2 protein-coding genes and 1 pseudogene are annotated in these 19,084 nt (G+C 70.3%); all 3 read right to left on the bottom strand.

The window, feature by feature from the left end:
- Positions 1 to 6: 6 nt before the first annotated feature.
- Positions 7 to 7,293: an SDR family NAD(P)-dependent oxidoreductase gene (locus V4Y04_RS34690; RefSeq protein WP_332432276.1), complete on the bottom strand. Its 7,287-nt coding sequence runs from the start codon at positions 7,291 to 7,293 to the stop codon at positions 7 to 9.
- Positions 7,278 to 10,382 (bottom strand): annotated as a pseudogene (locus V4Y04_RS34685) (type I polyketide synthase); the annotation flags it as partial. The gene V4Y04_RS34690 and the pseudogene V4Y04_RS34685, both read right to left, overlap by 16 nt.
- Before the next feature lie 66 nt (positions 10,383 to 10,448).
- Complete coding sequence (locus tag V4Y04_RS34680; protein ID WP_443080130.1) at positions 10,449 to 19,007, bottom strand: SDR family NAD(P)-dependent oxidoreductase; 8,559 nt, start codon at positions 19,005 to 19,007, stop codon at positions 10,449 to 10,451.
- Positions 19,008 to 19,084: the final 77 nt, after the last annotated feature.

Below are 19,084 nucleotides of genomic sequence, written 5' to 3'. Positions count from 1 at the left end.
ACGGGCTCAGTTGGTGGTGTTGCCCATCGCGCGTTCGATGAGGCCTGCGACATCCATGTCGGCGATCAGATGCGCGTCGTTCTGTCCGGCTTCGGCATAGGTTCCGCCGGTTGCGCCGGTGCCCGTGGCACCGGGGGGCACATCCACGAGACGCAGCAACTGCTGCAGTACGCCAAGTTCCTCGAGTCGGGTGAGCGGGACGGCGGCGAGTGCCTTGCGCAGCCCGGGCTCGTCCACGTCGGCCAGTTCCACCGTTCCGGTCGCGGTGTCCGGGATCAGCTCCGCGCGCAGGTGATCGGTGATCGCGGCGGTCGACGGGTAGTCGAAGATCAGGGTGGCTGGCAGCGAGGTGCCCGTCACCCCGGCCAGCCGGTTACGCAGTTCGACCGCGGTGAGCGAGTCGAAGCCGAGTTCGCTGAACGCCTGCCCCGACGAGATGTCCGCGGCGTCGGCGTGCCCGAGTACGACGGCGACCTGGTCGCGGACCAGATCCAGCAGCATCTCCGTCTGCTCCTCCGCCGGGAGCCCTGCCAGCCGGTCCGTGAGGGACTCGGTCGGAACGGGTCCGCCGACGGCGGCAGTACGCCGAGGCCGACGCACCAGTCCCTGCAGCTTGAGCGCCAGTTGTCCGGCTCCCGCCTGTGCGGCCAGGGTCGCGAGCTCGAACTTGATCGGCACCAGGGCCGGTTCGCCGGCACCGAGTGCGGCGTCGAAGAGTGCCATGCCCTCGTCGACGGACAGGGCCCGGACCCCACTGCGCCGCATACGTGCCTGGTCCGCCTGGTCGAGGACACCGGCCATGCTTTCGGTATCGCCCCACAAACCCCACGCCAGCGAGACAGCCGGCAGACCCTGGGCGCGGCGCCACTGAGCGAAGGCGTCCAGGAAGGCATTCGCCGCCGAGTAATTGCCCTGACCTGCTCCGCCGAGCACTCCCGACGCGGAGGAGTAGAGGACGAACGTGTCAAGATCCAGGTCCCGGGTCGCCTCGTGCAGCGCCAGTGCCGCGTCCACCTTCGGACGGAACACCGACGCCAGCCGCTCCGGCGTCAACCCGCCGAAGACGCCGTCGTCCAGCACACCCGCGGTATGCACCACGCCCGACAGAGGCGCGTCCTCCGGTACTGCTGCCAGCAGGCCCGCCAGCGCGGCAGGATCGGCGACGTCACACGCCGCCACCGTCACCGCCGTGCCCGCAGCCTCCAGCTCGGCCTTCAGCTCCACCGCGCCCGACGCCTCCAACCCGCGCCGGCTCGTCAGCACCAGACTCCGCACACCGTGAGCAGCCACCAGATGCCGGGCCACCACCGCGCCCAACGTTCCGGTACCACCCGTCACCAGCACCGTCCCACCCGCGCGGAACATACGCTCAGACGAAGCAGCAGCCCGCACCGGCAGGCGCACCAGGCGCGGCACCCACGCCTCACCCGACCGCACCGCCACCTCGGACTCACCCAAGCCCAGCACACCAGCCAGCGCTCCACCCGCAGGCACCGGCTCGCCACCCGCGACATCCAGCAGAACAATCCGACCCGGATTCTCCACCTGAGCCGACCGCACCAGCCCCCACACCGCAGCCCCCACCGGATCCACCACACCCGACCCGGCGTTCACGTCCACAGCACCCCGCGTCACCACCACCAAACGACCCGAACCCGGAGACTCCAGGAACGACTGCACCCCACCCAGCACACCGGCGGAAACGCGGCCCACCTCGTTCGCACTCAGCTCAGCCGACTCCACCTCCAGCACAGCAACCTCACCGGCGACGTCCGCAGCCTCAACCACCGGCACAGCGGACCACTCCACCCGGAACAACAAGTCACCAGCCCCAGGCACCCTCAACTGCTCAGCCGAAACCGCCCGCAGCCTCAACGACTCCACCGACGCGACCGGAGCACCTGCCCCATCGGCGAGCTCCAGCGACAGCGCCTCAGGCCCCGAAGACGTCAACCGCACCCGCAACAACGACGCACCCGACGCATGCAGCGACACGCCACTCCACGCGAACGGCAGGAACAACCCCTCGCCGTCGGACTCCTCCGCACCCGAGAACGCCCCAGCATGCAACGCCGCATCCAACAACGCCGGATGCAGACCGAATCCCCCAGCCGCATCCACCTCACCCGACGGCAAGGCAACCTCGGCAAACACTTCACCGTCCCTGCGCCACACCGCGCGCAGCCCCTGGAACACCGGCCCGTAGCCATAGCCCCGAGCACCCAGGCCCTTGTACAGGTCGGTCACATCCACAGCCACCGCGCCCTCCGGCGGCCAGGTGCCGCCGAGATCACCGGCAGGTGCGGCAACCTCACCACTGAGCTGTCCACTCGCGTGATGTGTCCAGTCGGCGCCGGCCTCGGCGTCGCCGGGCCGCGAGTACACCGCGACGGGGCGTGCACCGTCCCTCTCCTCGCCCACCGAGACCTGGACACGCACCGCGCCCTCGTCGGGAACCACGAGCGGGGCATCGATCACCAGCTCCCGCAGGGACCGCGCGCCGACCTCGTCCCCGGCGCGAATGGCCAACTCCACCAACGCCGCACCCGGCAGGAGAACCGTGCCCGAGACGGTGTGGTCCGCGAGCCACGGCTGGGCTGCCAGCGACAGCCGACCCGTGGCGAGGACGCCGCCGGTGTCGGGCACGCTGATCACCGAGTCCAGCAGCGGATGCTCGACCGCGAACGCGGGATCACCCGTCGGCGCGTGCGGGTTCAGCCAGTAGCGCTGGTGCTGGAAGGCGTAGGTGGGCAGGTCGACGCGGTGGGCGCCGGTCCCGGAGAACACCTTCTCCCAGTCGACCCCGACACCACGGACGTGCAGCTGACCCAGCATGCCCATCAGCGCCCCGTCCTCGGGCACATCACGACGCAGGGAAGGCACGCAGTCGCCCGCGACCATCCCGGACAGGACACCGTCGGGGCCGAGTTCGAGGAACGTGCCGACCTTCCGCTCCCGGAGGGTCTGCACACCGTCGTGGAAACGGACCGTGCCCCGCACATGCTCGACCCAGTACTCCGGATCGCACAGCCGCTCCGGCTGCGCCACCTCACCCGTCAGGTTCGACACCACAGACATCGCAGGCTTGCGGAAGGTCAGCCCGGACACGATCTGCCGGAACTCGTCCAGCATCGGGTCCATCAGCGAGGAATGGAACGCGTGCGACACCCGCAGCCGCCGCACCCGACGACCCTCGAACCGACCCACAACCTCCTCGACAGCCGCCTCAGCCCCCGACAACACCACCGACGTCGCACCGTTCACCGCCGCAATACCCGCACCCCCGACCAGCAACGGCGTCACCTCGTCCTCCGACGCCTCCACCGCCACCATCACCCCACCCGACGGCAGAGCCTGCATCAACCGACCCCGCGCCACCACCAGAGCCGCCGCATCCTCCAACGACCACACACCCGCCACAAACGCAGCCACCACCTCACCGATCGAATGACCGGCCAGCAGATCGGGCCGCACACCCCACGACTCCACCAACCGGAACAACGCCACCTCAAGGGCGAACAGAGCCGGCTGCGCATAACGCGTCTCGTCGAGCAAGTCACCGCCCTCGAAAACCAGGTCCTTCAGCGAACGTCCAAGGGTCCTGTCCACGGCCGCGCACACCTCGTCGAAGGCCTCCGCGAACACCGGGAACGCCCCATACAGCTCACGCCCCATACCGACCCGCTGCGCACCCTGCCCCGTGAACAACACGCCCAGACGCCCCGAAGCGACCGACTGCGGCTCCACCGACGCGAGACGCTCCCGCGCCTCCTCCACCGAACCCGCAACCACCACCGCACGATGGTCGAAGTGCGCACGCCCCGTCGCCAGCGAGAACGCCACGTCCGCCAGACCCAGCCCGCCGTGCCGCTCCAGATGACCGGCCAGCCGCTCCGCCTGCGCACGCACCGCATCCGCCGTCCGGCCCGACAGGACCAGAGGCACCGGCCCGCCCGTCACCGTCGGCTCCGGAGCCTCCCGCTGAACCGCCTCCAAAATCACGTGCGCATTCGTGCCACTGATGCCGAAGGAGGAGACCGCGGCCCGACGCGGACGGCCGGGAAGCAGGGGCCATTCGCGCGCCTCGGTCAGCAGCTCGACCGCGCCCGCCGACCAGTCCACCTTCGGCGACGGAGCATCCACATGCAGCGTCTTCGGCAGCACACCGTGCCGCATCGCCTGCACCATCTTGATCACACCCGCCACACCCGCGGCAGCCTGGGCATGACCGAGGTTCGACTTCAACGACCCCAACCACAACGGCCGGTCCTCACCGGACCGCTCCTGGCCATACGTCGCGATGAGGGCCTGGGCCTCGATCGGGTCACCCAGCGACGTACCCGTGCCGTGCGCCTCCACCGCGTCCACGTCGGCCGTCGACAGACCGGCGTTCGCCAACGCCTGCCTGATCACCCGCTGCTGCGACGGACCGTTCGGAGCCGTGATGCCGTTGGACGCACCGTCCTGGTTGACCGCGCTGCCCCGCACCACGGCGAGGACCTGGTGGCCGTTGCGCCGCGCGTCCGACAGACGCTCCAGCAGCACCAGGCCCACACCCTCGGCCCACGACGTACCGTCCGCACCCTCGGCGAACGACTTGCACCGCCCGTCCACCGCGAGACCCCGCTGCCGCGAGAACTGCACGAAGGCGATGGGGGTGGACATCACGGCCACGCCACCGGCGAGGGCCAGCGAGCACTCGCCGCTGCGCAGGGCCTGCATCGCGGAGTGCATCGCCACCAGCGACGACGAACACGCCGTGTCCACCGTCACCGAGGGCCCTTCAAGGCCGAGCGTGTAGGAGATGCGACCGGAGGCCAGGCTGCCGGCAGCAACGGCTTCGCTGTAGTCGTGGTACATGGCGCCGGCGAAGACGCCCGTCCGGCTGCCCTTCAGCGTGGTCGGATCGATACCCGCGCGTTCCAGGGTCTCCCACGAGGTCTCCAGCAGCAGACGCTGCTGCGGATCCATCGCCAACGCCTCACGCGGACTGACCCCGAAGAACGCCGCATCGAACTCCCCCGCATCGTGCAGGAACCCGCCATGACGCACCATCGACTTGCCCACCGCATCCGGATCCGGATCGAACAACCGGGTCACATCCCAACCCCGGTCCTCCGGAAACGCCGTAATCCCATCACGACCCTCCGCCACCAGACCCCACAAATCATCAGGCGAAGACACCCCACCCGGAAGACGACACCCCATCGCCACAATCGCGATCGGATCCTCCGACACCCCCACACCAGAAACCCCCGAGGCCACCACAGACCCCGAAACCGCCGCCTCCTCCCCCACCAACTCCACACGCAGGAAATCCGCCAGCACACCCGGCGACGGATAATCAAAAATCAACGTCGCCGACAACCGCAGCCCCGTCACCGCATTCAAACGGTTCCGCAACTCCACCGCCGTCAACGAATCAAAACCCAAATCGTTGAACGCCTGACCCGCATCAATACTCGCCGCACCCGCATGACCCAACACCACCGCCACCTCACCCAGCACCAACTCCACAAGGTGACGCTGCTGGGCCTCCAGGGGCAGCTTCGTGAGGCGGTCCGCCAGGGAGTCGCCCGTGGACGAGCCGGTTCCCGCGGCAGTAGCGCGTGCCGTGCGCCGGGGCCTGCGAACCAGCCCACGCAGCATCGGTGGCAACTGACCGGCCCGTGCCTGCTCCGTCAGGGCGGCGAAGTCGAACTTCACCGCCGCCAACGCCGCCTCACCACACCCGACACCGGCATCGAAGAGCCCCATCCCCTCCTCGACCGACAACGGACGAATACCACCACGGCTCATACGCGCCTGATCCGACGCACCAAGCGAACGCGTCATCGCACTGGACTCACCCCACAAACCCCACGCCAGCGAGACAGCCGGCAGACCCTGGGCGCGGCGCCACTGAGCGAAGGCGTCCAGGAAGGCATTCGCCGCCGAGTAATTGCCCTGACCTGCTCCGCCGAGCACTCCCGACGCGGAGGAGTAGAGGACGAACGTGTCAAGATCCAGGTCCCGGGTCGCCTCGTGCAGCGCCAGTGCCGCGTCCACCTTCGGACGGAACACCGACGCCAGCCGCTCCGGCGTCAACCCGCCGAAGACGCCGTCGTCCAGCACACCCGCGGTATGCACCACGCCCGACAGAGGCGCGTCCTCCGGTACTGCTGCCAGCAGGCCCGCCAGCGCGGCAGGATCGGCGACGTCACACGCCGCCACCGTCACCGCCGTGCCCGCAGCCTCCAGCTCGGCCTTCAGCTCCACCGCGCCCGACGCCTCCAACCCGCGCCGGCTCGTCAGCACCAGACTCCGCACACCGTGAGCAGCCACCAGATGCCGGGCCACCACCGCGCCCAACGTTCCGGTACCACCCGTCACCAGCACCGTCCCACCCGCGCGGAACATACGCTCAGACGAAGCAGCAGCCCGCACCGGCAGGCGCACCAGGCGCGGCACCCACGCCTCACCCGACCGCACCGCCACCTCGGACTCACCCAAGCCCAGCACACCAGCCAGCGCTCCACCCGCAGGCACCGGCTCGCCACCCGCGACATCCAGCAGAACAATCCGACCCGGATTCTCCACCTGAGCCGACCGCACCAGCCCCCACACCGCAGCCCCCACCGGATCCACCACACCCGACCCGGCGTTCACGTCCACAGCACCCCGCGTCACCACCACCAAACGACCCGAACCCGGAGACTCCAGGAACGACTGCACCCCACCCAGCACACCGGCGGAAACGCGGCCCACCTCGTTCGCACTCAGCTCAGCCGACTCCACCTCCAGCACAGCAACCTCACCGGCGACGTCCGCAGCCTCAACCACCGGCACAGCGGACCACTCCACCCGGAACAACAAGTCACCAGCCCCAGGCACCCTCAACTGCTCAGCCGAAACCGCCCGCAGCCTCAACGACTCCACCGACGCGACCGGAGCACCTGCCCCATCGGCGAGCTCCAGCGACAGCGCCTCAGGCCCCGAAGACGTCAACCGCACCCGCAACAACGACGCACCCGACGCATGCAGCGACACGCCACTCCACGCGAACGGCAGGAACAACCCCTCGCCGTCGGACTCCTCCGCACCCGAGAACGCCCCAGCATGCAACGCCGCATCCAACAACGCCGGATGCAGACCGAATCCCCCAGCCGCATCCACCTCACCCGACGGCAAGGCAACCTCGGCAAACACTTCACCGTCCCTGCGCCACACCGCGCGCAGCCCCTGGAACACCGGCCCGTAGCCATAGCCCCGAGCACCCAGGCCCTTGTACAGGTCGGTCACATCCACAGCCACCGCGCCCTCCGGCGGCCAGGTGCCGCCGAGATCACCGGCAGGTGCGGCAACCTCACCACTGAGCTGTCCACTCGCGTGATGTGTCCAGTCGGCGCCGGCCTCGGCGTCGCCGGGCCGCGAGTACACCGCGACGGGGCGTGCACCGTCCTCTCCTCGCCCACCGAGACCTGGACACGCACCGCGCCCTCGTCGGGAACCACGAGCGGGGCATCGATCACCAGCTCCCGCAGGGACCGCGCGCCGACCTCGTCCCCGGCGCGAATGGCCAACTCCACCAACGCCGCACCCGGCAGGAGAACCGTGCCCGAGACGGTGTGGTCCGCGAGCCACGGCTGGGCTGCCAGCGACAGCCGACCCGTGGCGAGGACGCCGCCGGTGTCGGGCACGCTGATCACCGAGTCCAGCAGCGGATGCTCGACCGCGAACGCGGGATCACCCGTCGGCGCGTGCGGGTTCAGCCAGTAGCGCTGGTGCTGGAAGGCGTAGGTGGGCAGGTCGACGCGGTGGGCGCCGGTCCCGGAGAACACCTTCTCCCAGTCGACCCCGACACCACGGACGTGCAGCTGACCCAGCATGCCCATCAGCGCCCCGTCCTCGGGCACATCACGACGCAGGGAAGGCACGCAGTCGCCCGCGACCATCCCGGACAGGACACCGTCGGGGCCGAGTTCGAGGAACGTGCCGACCTTCCGCTCCCGGAGGGTCTGCACACCGTCGTGGAAACGGACCGTGCCCCGCACATGCTCGACCCAGTACTCCGGATCGCACAGCCGCTCCGGCTGCGCCACCTCACCCGTCAGGTTCGACACCACAGACATCGCAGGCTTGCGGAAGGTCAGCCCGGACACGATCTGCCGGAACTCGTCCAGCATCGGGTCCATCAGCGAGGAATGGAACGCGTGCGACACCCGCAGCCGCCGCACCCGACGACCCTCGAACCGACCCACAACCTCCTCGACAGCCGCCTCAGCCCCCGACAACACCACCGACGTCGCACCGTTCACCGCCGCAATACCCGCACCCCCGACCAGCAACGGCGTCACCTCGTCCTCCGACGCCTCCACCGCCACCATCACCCCACCCGACGGCAGAGCCTGCATCAACCGACCCCGCGCCACCACCAGAGCCGCCGCATCCTCCAACGACCACACACCCGCCACAAACGCAGCCACCACCTCACCGATCGAATGACCGGCCAGCAGATCGGGCCGCACACCCCACGACTCCACCAACCGGAACAACGCCACCTCAAGGGCGAACAGAGCCGGCTGCGCATAACGCGTCTCGTCGAGCAAGTCACCGCCCTCGAAAACCAGGTCCTTCAGCGAACGTCCAAGGGTCCTGTCCACGGCCGCGCACACCTCGTCGAAGGCCTCCGCGAACACCGGGAACGCCCCATACAGCTCACGCCCCATACCGACCCGCTGCGCACCCTGCCCCGTGAACAACACGCCCAGACGCCCCGAAGCGACCGACTGCGGCTCCACCGACGCGAGACGCTCCCGCGCCTCCTCCACCGAACCCGCAACCACCACCGCACGATGGTCGAAGTGCGCACGCCCCGTCGCCAGCGAGAACGCCACGTCCGCCAGACCCAGCCCGCCGTGCCGCTCCAGATGACCGGCCAGCCGCTCCGCCTGCGCACGCACCGCATCCGCCGTCCGGCCCGACAGGACCAGAGGCACCGGCCCGCCCGTCACCGTCGGCTCCGGAGCCTCCCGCTGAACCGCCTCCAAAATCACGTGCGCATTCGTGCCACTGATGCCGAACGCCGACACACCCGCACGCCGCGGCCGGTCCACCTCCGGCCACTCCCGCGCCTCGGTCAGCAGCTCGACCGCGCCCGCCGACCAGTCCACCTTCGGCGACGGAGCATCCACATGCAGCGTCTTCGGCAGCACACCGTGCCGCATCGCCTGCACCATCTTGATCACACCCGCCACACCCGCGGCAGCCTGCGCATGACCGAGGTTCGACTTCAACGAGCCGATCCACAGCGGCCGGTCCGCTGGGCGACCCTGCCCGTAGGTGGCGAGCAGCGCCTGCGCCTCGATCGGGTCACCCAGCGACGTACCCGTGCCGTGCGCCTCCACCGCGTCGACATCCGTGGCCAGCAACCCGGAGTTGGTCAGCGCCTGCCGGACGACACGGCGTTGCGAGGGGCCGTTGGGCGCGGTCAGGCCGTTGGACGCGCCGTCCTGGTTCACCGCGCTGCCGCGCACCACGGCGAGGACCTGGTGGCCGTTGCGCCGCGCGTCCGACAGACGCTCCAGCAGAAGCAGGCCCACACCCTCGGCCCACGACGTACCGTCCGCACCCTCGGCGAACGCCTTGCACCGGGCGTCCCCCGCCAGGCCCCGCTGGCGCGAGAACGCCACGAAGGCGCCCGGCGTGGCCATTACGGCCACGCCACCGGCGAGCGCGAGCGAGCACTCGCCGCTGCGCAGCGCCTGTGCCGCCAGGTGAATGGCGACCAGGGCGGAGGAGCAGGCGGTGTCGATGGAGAGCGCAGGGCCCTCGAAGCCGAACGTATACGAGACACGGCCTGAGGTGACCGCGCCGGCGCTGCCGGTCAGGGCGTACCCCTCGGTGCTGGACTCCCCGCCCTCCAGGCTCGGGATGTAGTCCTGGGGCTTGGTGCCGACGAAGACACCCACATTGCGGCCCCTCAGCGAGGTCGGGTCGATGCCCGCCCGCTCGAAGACCTCCCACGAGGTCTCCAGTAGCAGACGCTGCTGAGGGTCCATCGCCAGCGCCTCACGCGGACTGATCCCGAAGAACGCCGCGTCGAACTCGGCGGCGTCGGTGACGAAGCCGCCCTCCTTGACGTACGACTTCCCGGCCCGCTCAGGGTCGGGGTCGAAGAGCCCCTTCACGTCCCAGCCGCGGTCCGTCGGAAACTCCGAGATGCCGTCGGTGCCCGCTGCGAGCATCTCCCACAGGTCCTCGGGCGAGGAGACGCCACCCGGAAGACGACAGCCCATGGCGACGATCGCGATCGGATCGTTCTTCTCCGATTCGACCTCGCGCAGCCGCTTGCGCGCCTGGCTGAGATCGGCGAGGGCACGCTTGAGATAGTCGCGCAGTTTGTCGTCGTTGGTGCTCATCGAAAGAGTCCTTCTGGCTGATCAAGAGGTGGGGGGCCGGTGCCGCTGTCAGGAGGAGCCGAGCTCGTTCTCCGCGAAGCTGAAGAGCTCGTCGTCGGATGCGGAGTCGAGGTCGAATTCGTCCTCGTCGTCCATCGGGGCACCGGACGTCGCGCACCGGGCCGCCAGGGTTTGGAGACGCTTGGCGGCCTGGGCCATGACGTCCTCGTCCAGAGTCATGCTGCTCAACGAGGCTTCCAGCCGGTCCAGTTCGGCGAGCACGGACATCGGTGAGACGCCCAGTTGCTCCAGCAGGACGTCGGCGAGAGCGGCCGGGGTCGGGTAGTCGAACACCGCCGAGGCGGGAAGCTGGAAGCCCGTTGCTGCCGTGAGGCGGTTGCGCAGCTCCACGCCGGTGAGCGAGTCGAAACCGAGGTCCTTGAAGGCGCGGTCCGGCGCAATGGGGTCGCGTCCTCGGCGTCCTCTCAGTACGGTCGCGGCGTCGGCGCTCACCAGGTCGAGCAGCGTGCGCTGCCGCTCGGCCTGCGGCATCTTGGCCAGCCTGTCGGCCAGCGACTCCTTGGTCATGCCGCCGGTGTTGTTGCCCGCTTCCGTGCGGACGGTCCGCCGGGGCCTGCGGACCAGGCCCTGCAACACGGACGCCACCTCATCCGCAGCCGCCTGCTCCGTCAGGGCGGCGAAGTCGAACTTCACCGCCGCCAACGCCGCCTCACCACACCCGACACCGGCATCGAAGAGCCCCATCCCCTCCTCGACCGACAACGGACGAATACCACCACGGCTCATACGCGCCTGATCCGACGCACCAAGCGAACGCGTCATCGCACTGGACTCACCCCACAAACCCCACGCCAGCGAGACAGCCGGCAGACCCTGGGCGCGGCGCCACTGAGCGAAGGCGTCCAGGAAGGCATTCGCCGCCGAGTAATTGCCCTGACCTGCTCCGCCGAGCACTCCCGACGCGGAGGAGTAGAGGACGAACGTGTCAAGATCCAGGTCCCGGGTCGCCTCGTGCAGCGCCAGTGCCGCGTCCACCTTCGGACGGAACACCGACGCCAGCCGCTCCGGCGTCAACCCGCCGAAGACGCCGTCGTCCAGCACACCCGCGGTATGCACCACGCCCGACAGAGGCGCGTCCTCCGGTACTGCTGCCAGCAGGCCCGCCAGCGCGGCAGGATCGGCGACGTCACACGCCGCCACCGTCACCGCCGTGCCCGCAGCCTCCAGCTCGGCCTTCAGCTCCACCGCGCCCGACGCCTCCAACCCGCGCCGGCTCGTCAGCACCAGACTCCGCACACCGTGAGCAGCCACCAGATGCCGGGCCACCACCGCGCCCAACGTTCCGGTACCACCCGTCACCAGCACCGTCCCACCCGCGCGGAACATACGCTCAGACGAAGCAGCAGCCCGCACCGGCAGGCGCACCAGGCGCGGCACCCACGCCTCACCCGACCGCACCGCCACCTCGGACTCACCCAAGCCCAGCACACCAGCCAGCGCTCCACCCGCAGGCACCGGCTCGCCACCCGCGACATCCAGCAGAACAATCCGACCCGGATTCTCCACCTGAGCCGACCGCACCAGCCCCCACACCGCAGCCCCCACCGGATCCACCACACCCGACCCGGCGTTCACGTCCACAGCACCCCGCGTCACCACCACCAAACGACCCGAACCCGGAGACTCCAGGAACGACTGCACCCCACCCAGCACACCGGCGGAAACGCGGCCCACCTCGTTCGCACTCAGCTCAGCCGACTCCACCTCCAGCACAGCAACCTCACCGGCGACGTCCGCAGCCTCAACCACCGGCACAGCGGACCACTCCACCCGGAACAACAAGTCACCAGCCCCAGGCACCCTCAACTGCTCAGCCGAAACCGCCCGCAGCCTCAACGACTCCACCGACGCGACCAACGCGCCTTCGTCAGTGGCATCGAAGATGTCCAGGCGCGACGCCTCGGACTCGCCCTCGACCGGCGTCACTCGGACGCGGACGGCGGCGGATCCGGTGGCGTGCAACGTCACTCCGCCCCACTCCGCGGAGAGGCCCGCATGCCCGGTCGCCTGTGCCGCGGCCTCCAGGAGCGTCGGATGCAGGCCGAAGCGGTCGGCCTCGGCGGCGAGTTCGTCGTCCAGGGCCAGTTTGATGTACTCCGCCTTCACGTCCCCGTCGCTCTTGGGCGCCGTGACCGCGCCGGAGGGCGTCAACGTGCCGCTGGCGTGCCGCGTCCAGGGTTCGTCGCCCTGCTCGGCACGGGTGTAGACGCCGACCGCGCGGTGGCCTCCGTCGTCGGGGCCCCCGACGGAGACCTGCACACGCAGGGCGCCCGCGGTCGGCAGCACGACCGGGGTGTCAATCGTCAGCTCACGCAGTGTGCCGGCGCCGACCTCGTCACCCGCGCGGATGACCATGTCAACCAGGGCGGCGCCGGGCACCATGCCCGTACCCGGCTGGGAGTCCTCGACCAACCAGGGCTGTGCCGTACGCGACAGACGTCCCGTGCACTGCAGACCGCCGGTCTCGGGCACGGCCATCACTGCGCTGAGCAGAGGGTGGCCCAGAGACACGTCCGTAACGGGAGCAGCGGCGGCCAGCCAGTAGCGCTGGTGCTGGAAGGCGTAGGTGGGCAGGTCGACGCGGTGGGCGCCGGTCCCGGAGAACACCTTCTCCCAGTCGACCCCGACACCACGGACGTGCAGCTGACCCAGCATGCCCATCAGCGCCCCGTCCTCGGGCACATCACGACGCAGGGAAGGCACGCAGTCGCCCGCGACCATCCCGGACAGGACACCGTCGGGGCCGAGTTCGAGGAACGTGCCGACCTTCCGCTCCCGGAGGGTCTGCACACCGTCGTGGAAACGGACCGTGCCCCGCACATGCTCGACCCAGTACTCCGGATCGCACAGCCGCTCCGGCTGCGCCACCTCACCCGTCAGGTTCGACACCACAGACATCGCAGGCTTGCGGAAGGTCAGCCCGGACACGATCTGCCGGAACTCGTCCAGCATCGGGTCCATCAGCGAGGAATGGAACGCGTGCGACACCCGCAGCCGCCGCACCCGACGACCCTCGAACCGACCCACAACCTCCTCGACAGCCGCCTCAGCCCCCGACAACACCACCGACGTCGCACCGTTCACCGCCGCAATACCCGCACCCCCGACCAGCAACGGCGTCACCTCGTCCTCCGACGCCTCCACCGCCACCATCACCCCACCCGACGGCAGAGCCTGCATCAACCGACCCCGCGCCACCACCAGAGCCGCCGCATCCTCCAACGACCACACACCCGCCACAAACGCAGCCACCACCTCACCGATCGAATGACCGGCCAGCAGATCGGGCCGCACACCCCACGACTCCACCAACCGGAACAACGCCACCTCAAGGGCGAACAGAGCCGGCTGCGCATAACGCGTCTCGTCGAGCAAGTCACCGCCCTCGAAAACCAGGTCCTTCAGCGAACGTCCAAGGGTCCTGTCCACGGCCGCGCACACCTCGTCGAAGGCCTCCGCGAACACCGGGAACGCCCCATACAGCTCACGCCCCATACCGACCCGCTGCGCACCCTGCCCCGTGAACAACACGCCCAGACGCCCCGAAGCGACCGACTGCGGCTCCACCGACGCGAGACGCTCCCGCGCCTCCTCCACCGAACCCGCAACCACCACCGCACGATGGTCGAAGTGCGCACGCCCCGTCGCCAGCGAGAACGCCACGTCCGCCAGACCCAGCCCGCCGTGCCGCTCCAGATGACCGGCCAGCCGCTCCGCCTGCGCACGCACCGCATCCGCCGTCCGGCCCGACAGGACCAGAGGCACCGGCCCGCCCGTCACCGTCGGCTCCGGAGCCTCCCGCTGAACCGCCTCCAAAATCACGTGCGCATTCGTGCCACTGATGCCGAAGGAGGAGACCGCGGCCCGACGCGGACGGCCGGGAAGCAGGGGCCATTCGCGCGCCTCGGTCAGCAACTCCACCGCGCCCGCCGACCAGTCCACCTTCGGCGACGGAGCATCCACATGCAGCGTCTTCGGCAGCACACCGTGCCGCATCGCCTGCACCATCTTGATCACACCCGCCACACCCGCAGTCGCTCCGGTGTGGCCGAGGTTCGACTTGAGGGCGCCGACCAGCAGGGGCCGGTCGTCGCCGGAGCGCTCCTGCCCGTAGGTGGCGAGGAGGGCCTGTGCCTCGATCGGGTCACCCAGCGACGTACCCGTGCCGTGCGCCTCCACCGCGTCCACGTCGGCCGTCGACAGACCGGCGTTCGCCAACGCCTGCCTGATCACCCGCTGTTGCGAGGGGCCGTTGGGCGCGGTCAGGCCGTTGGACGCGCCGTCCTGGTTCACCGCGCTGCCGCGCACCACGGCGAGGACCTGGTGGCCGTTGCGCCGCGCGTCGGACAGACGCTCCAGCAGGACGACGCCGACGCCCTCGGCCCAGCCCGTGCCGTCCGCGCCGTCGGCGAAGGCCTTGCAGCGTCCGTCAGGGGCGAGGCCGCGCTGCCGCGAGAACTCGACGAAGACTCCGGGGCTGGACATCACGGCCGCGCCGCCGGCGAGCGCGAGCGAGCACTCACCGTTCCGCAGGGCCTGCATCGCGGAGTGCATCGCCACCAGCGACGACGAACACGCCGTGTCGATGGTGAGCGCGGGCCCTTCCAGGCCGAGGATGTACGACACGCGGCCGGAGGCGACGCTGCCCGCGCTGCCGGTCAGGGCGTAGCCCTCGGTGCCCGAGGTGCCGCCGCCGAGCCGCGGAGTGTAGTCCTGGGCTCCCATGCCGGTGAAGACGCCGACGTCCTTGCCCCGCAGGGACGTCGGGTCGATGCCCGCCCGTTCGAAGACCTCCCACGAGGTCTCCAGGAGGAGCCGCTGCTGCGGGTCCATCGCCAGCGCCTCACGCGGATTGATGCCGAAGAACTCAGCGTCGAAGTCCGCGACACCGTGCAGGAAACCGCCCTTGCGGACGTAGGTCGTGCCGCGGGCGTCGGGGTTGTCGGAGAAAAGGCCGTCGAGGTCCCAGCCGCGGTCGGCCGGGAAGTCGATGAGCGCGTCGCGGCCGTCGGTGAGCAGGGCCCACAGGTCCTCGGGCGAGGTCACCTCGCCGGGGAGGCGGCAGCTCATGGAGACGATCGCGATCGGGTCGTCGGTCACGGGCGTCGGGGGCGGGGCGGCCGTGGGCCGGTCCTCGGTGACGGCGTCTCCGAGGAGTTCCGTACGGATGAGCTCGGCCAGCACCCTGGGGTTCGGGTAGTCGAAGACGAGGGTGGCGGGCAGACGCAGCCTGGTGGCGGCGTTGAGACGGTTGCGCAGTTCGACCGCGGTGACGGAGTCGAACCCGATCTCCTTGAACGCCCGGTCCTCCTCGACGCCTTCGGTGTTGGTGTGGCCGAGGACGGCTCCCGCTTCGGTGCGCACCAGGGTCACCAGGAGCTGTTCCTGGTCGGCGGGCGAGAGCCGCAGGAGTTCGGCGCGGAGGGCCGAGGCGTCGGCGGCGGGGCCGTCGTCCGTGTTGCCGGCGAGGAGTTCGGTGACCTCGGGCAGGCCGCGCAGCAGGGGCCGGGGACGGCGAAGGGTGAAGGTGGGGGCGAAGCGGGTCCAGTCGATGTCGGCGACGACCACGTGGGTCTCGTCGTGCTGGACGGCCTGCTCCAGTGCGGCGATGCCGAGGTGGGGGTCCATCAGGGAGAGGCCGAGCTTTCCGAACTCCCCGGCCATCGAACCGTCGACCATGCCGCCGCCGTCCCAGGCGCCCCAGGCGATGGAGGTGGCGGTCAGTCCGCGGGCATGGCGCTGGTGGGCGAGGCCGTCGAGGTAGGCGTTGGCCCCGGCGTACGAGGTGAGGCCGTTGCTGCCCCAGGCCGTGGCGCCGGAGGAGAAGAGGACGAAGGCGTCGAGTTCGCGGTCGCCGAGCAGGTCGTCCAGGTGACGGGCGCCGTCGATCTTGGCGCGACCCATCTCGGCGAACTGCTCGACGGTGAGACCGGACAGGGGCGATTCGGTCTGGGAGGCGCCGGCGAGGTGCAGGACCGCGGTCAGCGGCAGTTCGGTGGGGACGGCGTCGAGGAGGGTGGCAACGGCGTCGCGGTCGGTGATGTCGCAGGCGGTGATGGTGACCTGCGCGCCGTGGGATTCGAGTTCGGCGCGGAGTTCACCGGCTCCGGGGGCGTCGGGGCCGCGGCGGCTGGTCAACACCAGGTGCTCGGCGCCCTGCTCGGCGAGCCGACGGGCGACATGGGCTCCCGTGCCGCCCGTGCCGCCGGTGACGAGGACGGTGCCGCTCGGGGTCCAGGCCTTGGTGGCCGGGGCGCCGTCGAGGGGGGCGCGGCGCATGCGGCGGGCGTGGAGGCCGTCGGCGCGTACGGCGAGCTGGTCCTCGTCGTCGACTCCGGAGAGCGCGGTGCACAGCAGGTCGAGGGTGCCCACGTCGGGCAGCCCGGGGCCGGGGGGCAGGTCAACGATGCCGCCCCAGGTGCGGGGGTGGTCCAGTGCGAGGACGGTGCCGACGCCCCACATGACGTGCTGGGGGAGGTCGGTCAGTTCCGCGGGGTCGCCGACGGCGACGCCGCCGGACGTGAGGGCCCACAGGGGTGCCTCGACTCCGGCGTCGCCGAGGGCTTGGACGAGGGTGACGGTGCCGATCGTGCCGCGCGACCAGGTGGGGTGGGCGGGGTGCGGCCGGCTGTCGAGCGCGAGGAGGGACACGATGCCCGAGAAGCCCTGGTCGGGCAGGGCGGCGGCCAGCGCCTCCCGGTCGGTGTTCTCGATGTCGACCTCGACGCGTACGAGCTGTGCGCCGCGTTCGGCGAGACCGGCGACGACGGCCTCGGCGAGCGGGCCGCTGTCGGTGCCGACGACCATGAGCCACGTGCCGGACAGGGTTCCCGAGGGGGTGCCGGTGGCGGCTACGCGGTCCCAGCCGAGGTGGTAGCGCCATCCGTCGACGCGGGACCGGTCCTGCCGTCGGCGGCGCCACGAGGCGAGCGCGGGCAGGACCTCGTCGAGCACCGAGGCCTTGAGCTGGAGGTCGTCGGCGAGGAGGTCGGTGTCGCCGGCCTCGATCGCAGCCCAGAAGGCGGCGTCGACGGGGTCGGCCTCGACGACCGGGCCGTCGGTCGCGTCGAGCCAGTAGTGCTGGTGCTGGAAGGGATACGTCGGCAGTTCCGTCCGCCGCGCACTCCCCGCATCGAACGCAGCCGCCCAATCGACATCGACACCCCCCGCATACACCTCACCCACCGACCGCAAGAAACGGTCCAACCCACCCTCACCACGACGCAACGACCCCACCACCAGGCCATCCACGCCCACCGCACCCATCGTCTCCGCCACCACAAACCCCAACACCGGATGCGGACTCATCTCCACGAACACCCGACGCCCCGCACCCAACAGACCCCGCGTCACCTCCTCCAGACGCACCTGCTCCCGCAAATTACGGAACCAATACCCACCATCCAGAACACCCGTATCAACCACCCCACCCGACACCGTCGACCAAAACTCCACCCCACCCGACGCCCCAGACGCCTTGGACACCTCCGACGTCGACACCGGCGACACCCCCGCCAACACCTCCGCCAACTCCTCCTCAACACCCTCGACCATCACCGAATGCGACGCGTAATCCACCGGCACCCGACGCACCCGCACCCCCTCACCCCGCAACTCCTCCTCCAACTCCCCCAACGCACCCACCACACCCGCCACCACCACCGACGACGGACCATTCACCGCCGCCACCGACAACCCCGCACCCAAACGCCCCTCCACCACACCCACCGGCAGAGCAACCGACAACATCCCACCCCCACCGGCCAACGACGACGCAATCACCCGACTCCGCCCCGCCACCACCCGCGCACCGTCCTCCAACGACAACCCACCCACCACACACGCAGCCGCAATCTCACCCTGCGAATGACCCACCACCGCAACCGGCTCCACACCCACCGACCGCCACAACCCCGCCAACGACACCATCACAGCCCACAACACCGGCTGCACCACATCAACCCGCTCCAACGCCTCCTCATCACCCAACACATCAACCAAAGACCACTCCACAAACGGTGCCAACGCCTCCTCACAGCGCCCCATCCACTCCGCAAACACCACCGACTCCGACAACAACCCCACCGCCATACCCACCCACTGCGCCCCCTGACCCGGAAACACAAACACCACACCAGGATCGGCACCCTGGGCAGCGGGCGCGGCTGACGCCGTGTCCGGCGCGACGGCGAGGGCCGCCAGCCGCTCCACCGCCTGCTCGTGGTCACGGGCGACCACGACACCGCGGTGGTCGAACGTCGTGCGCGACGTCAGGGAGAGGGCGACGCCGGGCAGAGCGGCCTCGGGACGGTCCGCCAGGAAGGCCGCGAGCCGGCTCGCCTGCTCGCGCAGGGCCTCGGGCGTCTTGCCGGACAGGGCCAGCGGCACCACGGCACCGGAGACCACGGGGGGCGTGACGGCGCCGCCGTCGGCGTCCGTCTCCGCGGGCTCCTCCGCCGGGGCCTGTTCGAGGACGACGTGGGCGTTGGTGCCGCTGAGGCCGAAGGACGAGACACCCGCACGGCGGGGCCGGTCGGCCCCGGCCACTCCCGCGCCTCGGTCAGCAACTCCACCGCACCCGCCGACCAGTCCACCTTCGGCGACGGAGCATCCACATGCAGCGT

It is taken from the genome of Streptomyces sp. P9-A2 (genome assembly GCF_036634175.1).
Lineage (GTDB): Bacteria > Actinomycetota > Actinomycetes > Streptomycetales > Streptomycetaceae > Streptomyces > Streptomyces pratens.
The sequence above is the reverse complement of the archived record's forward strand: the minus strand, read 5'-3'. Positions and strand labels throughout refer to the sequence as shown.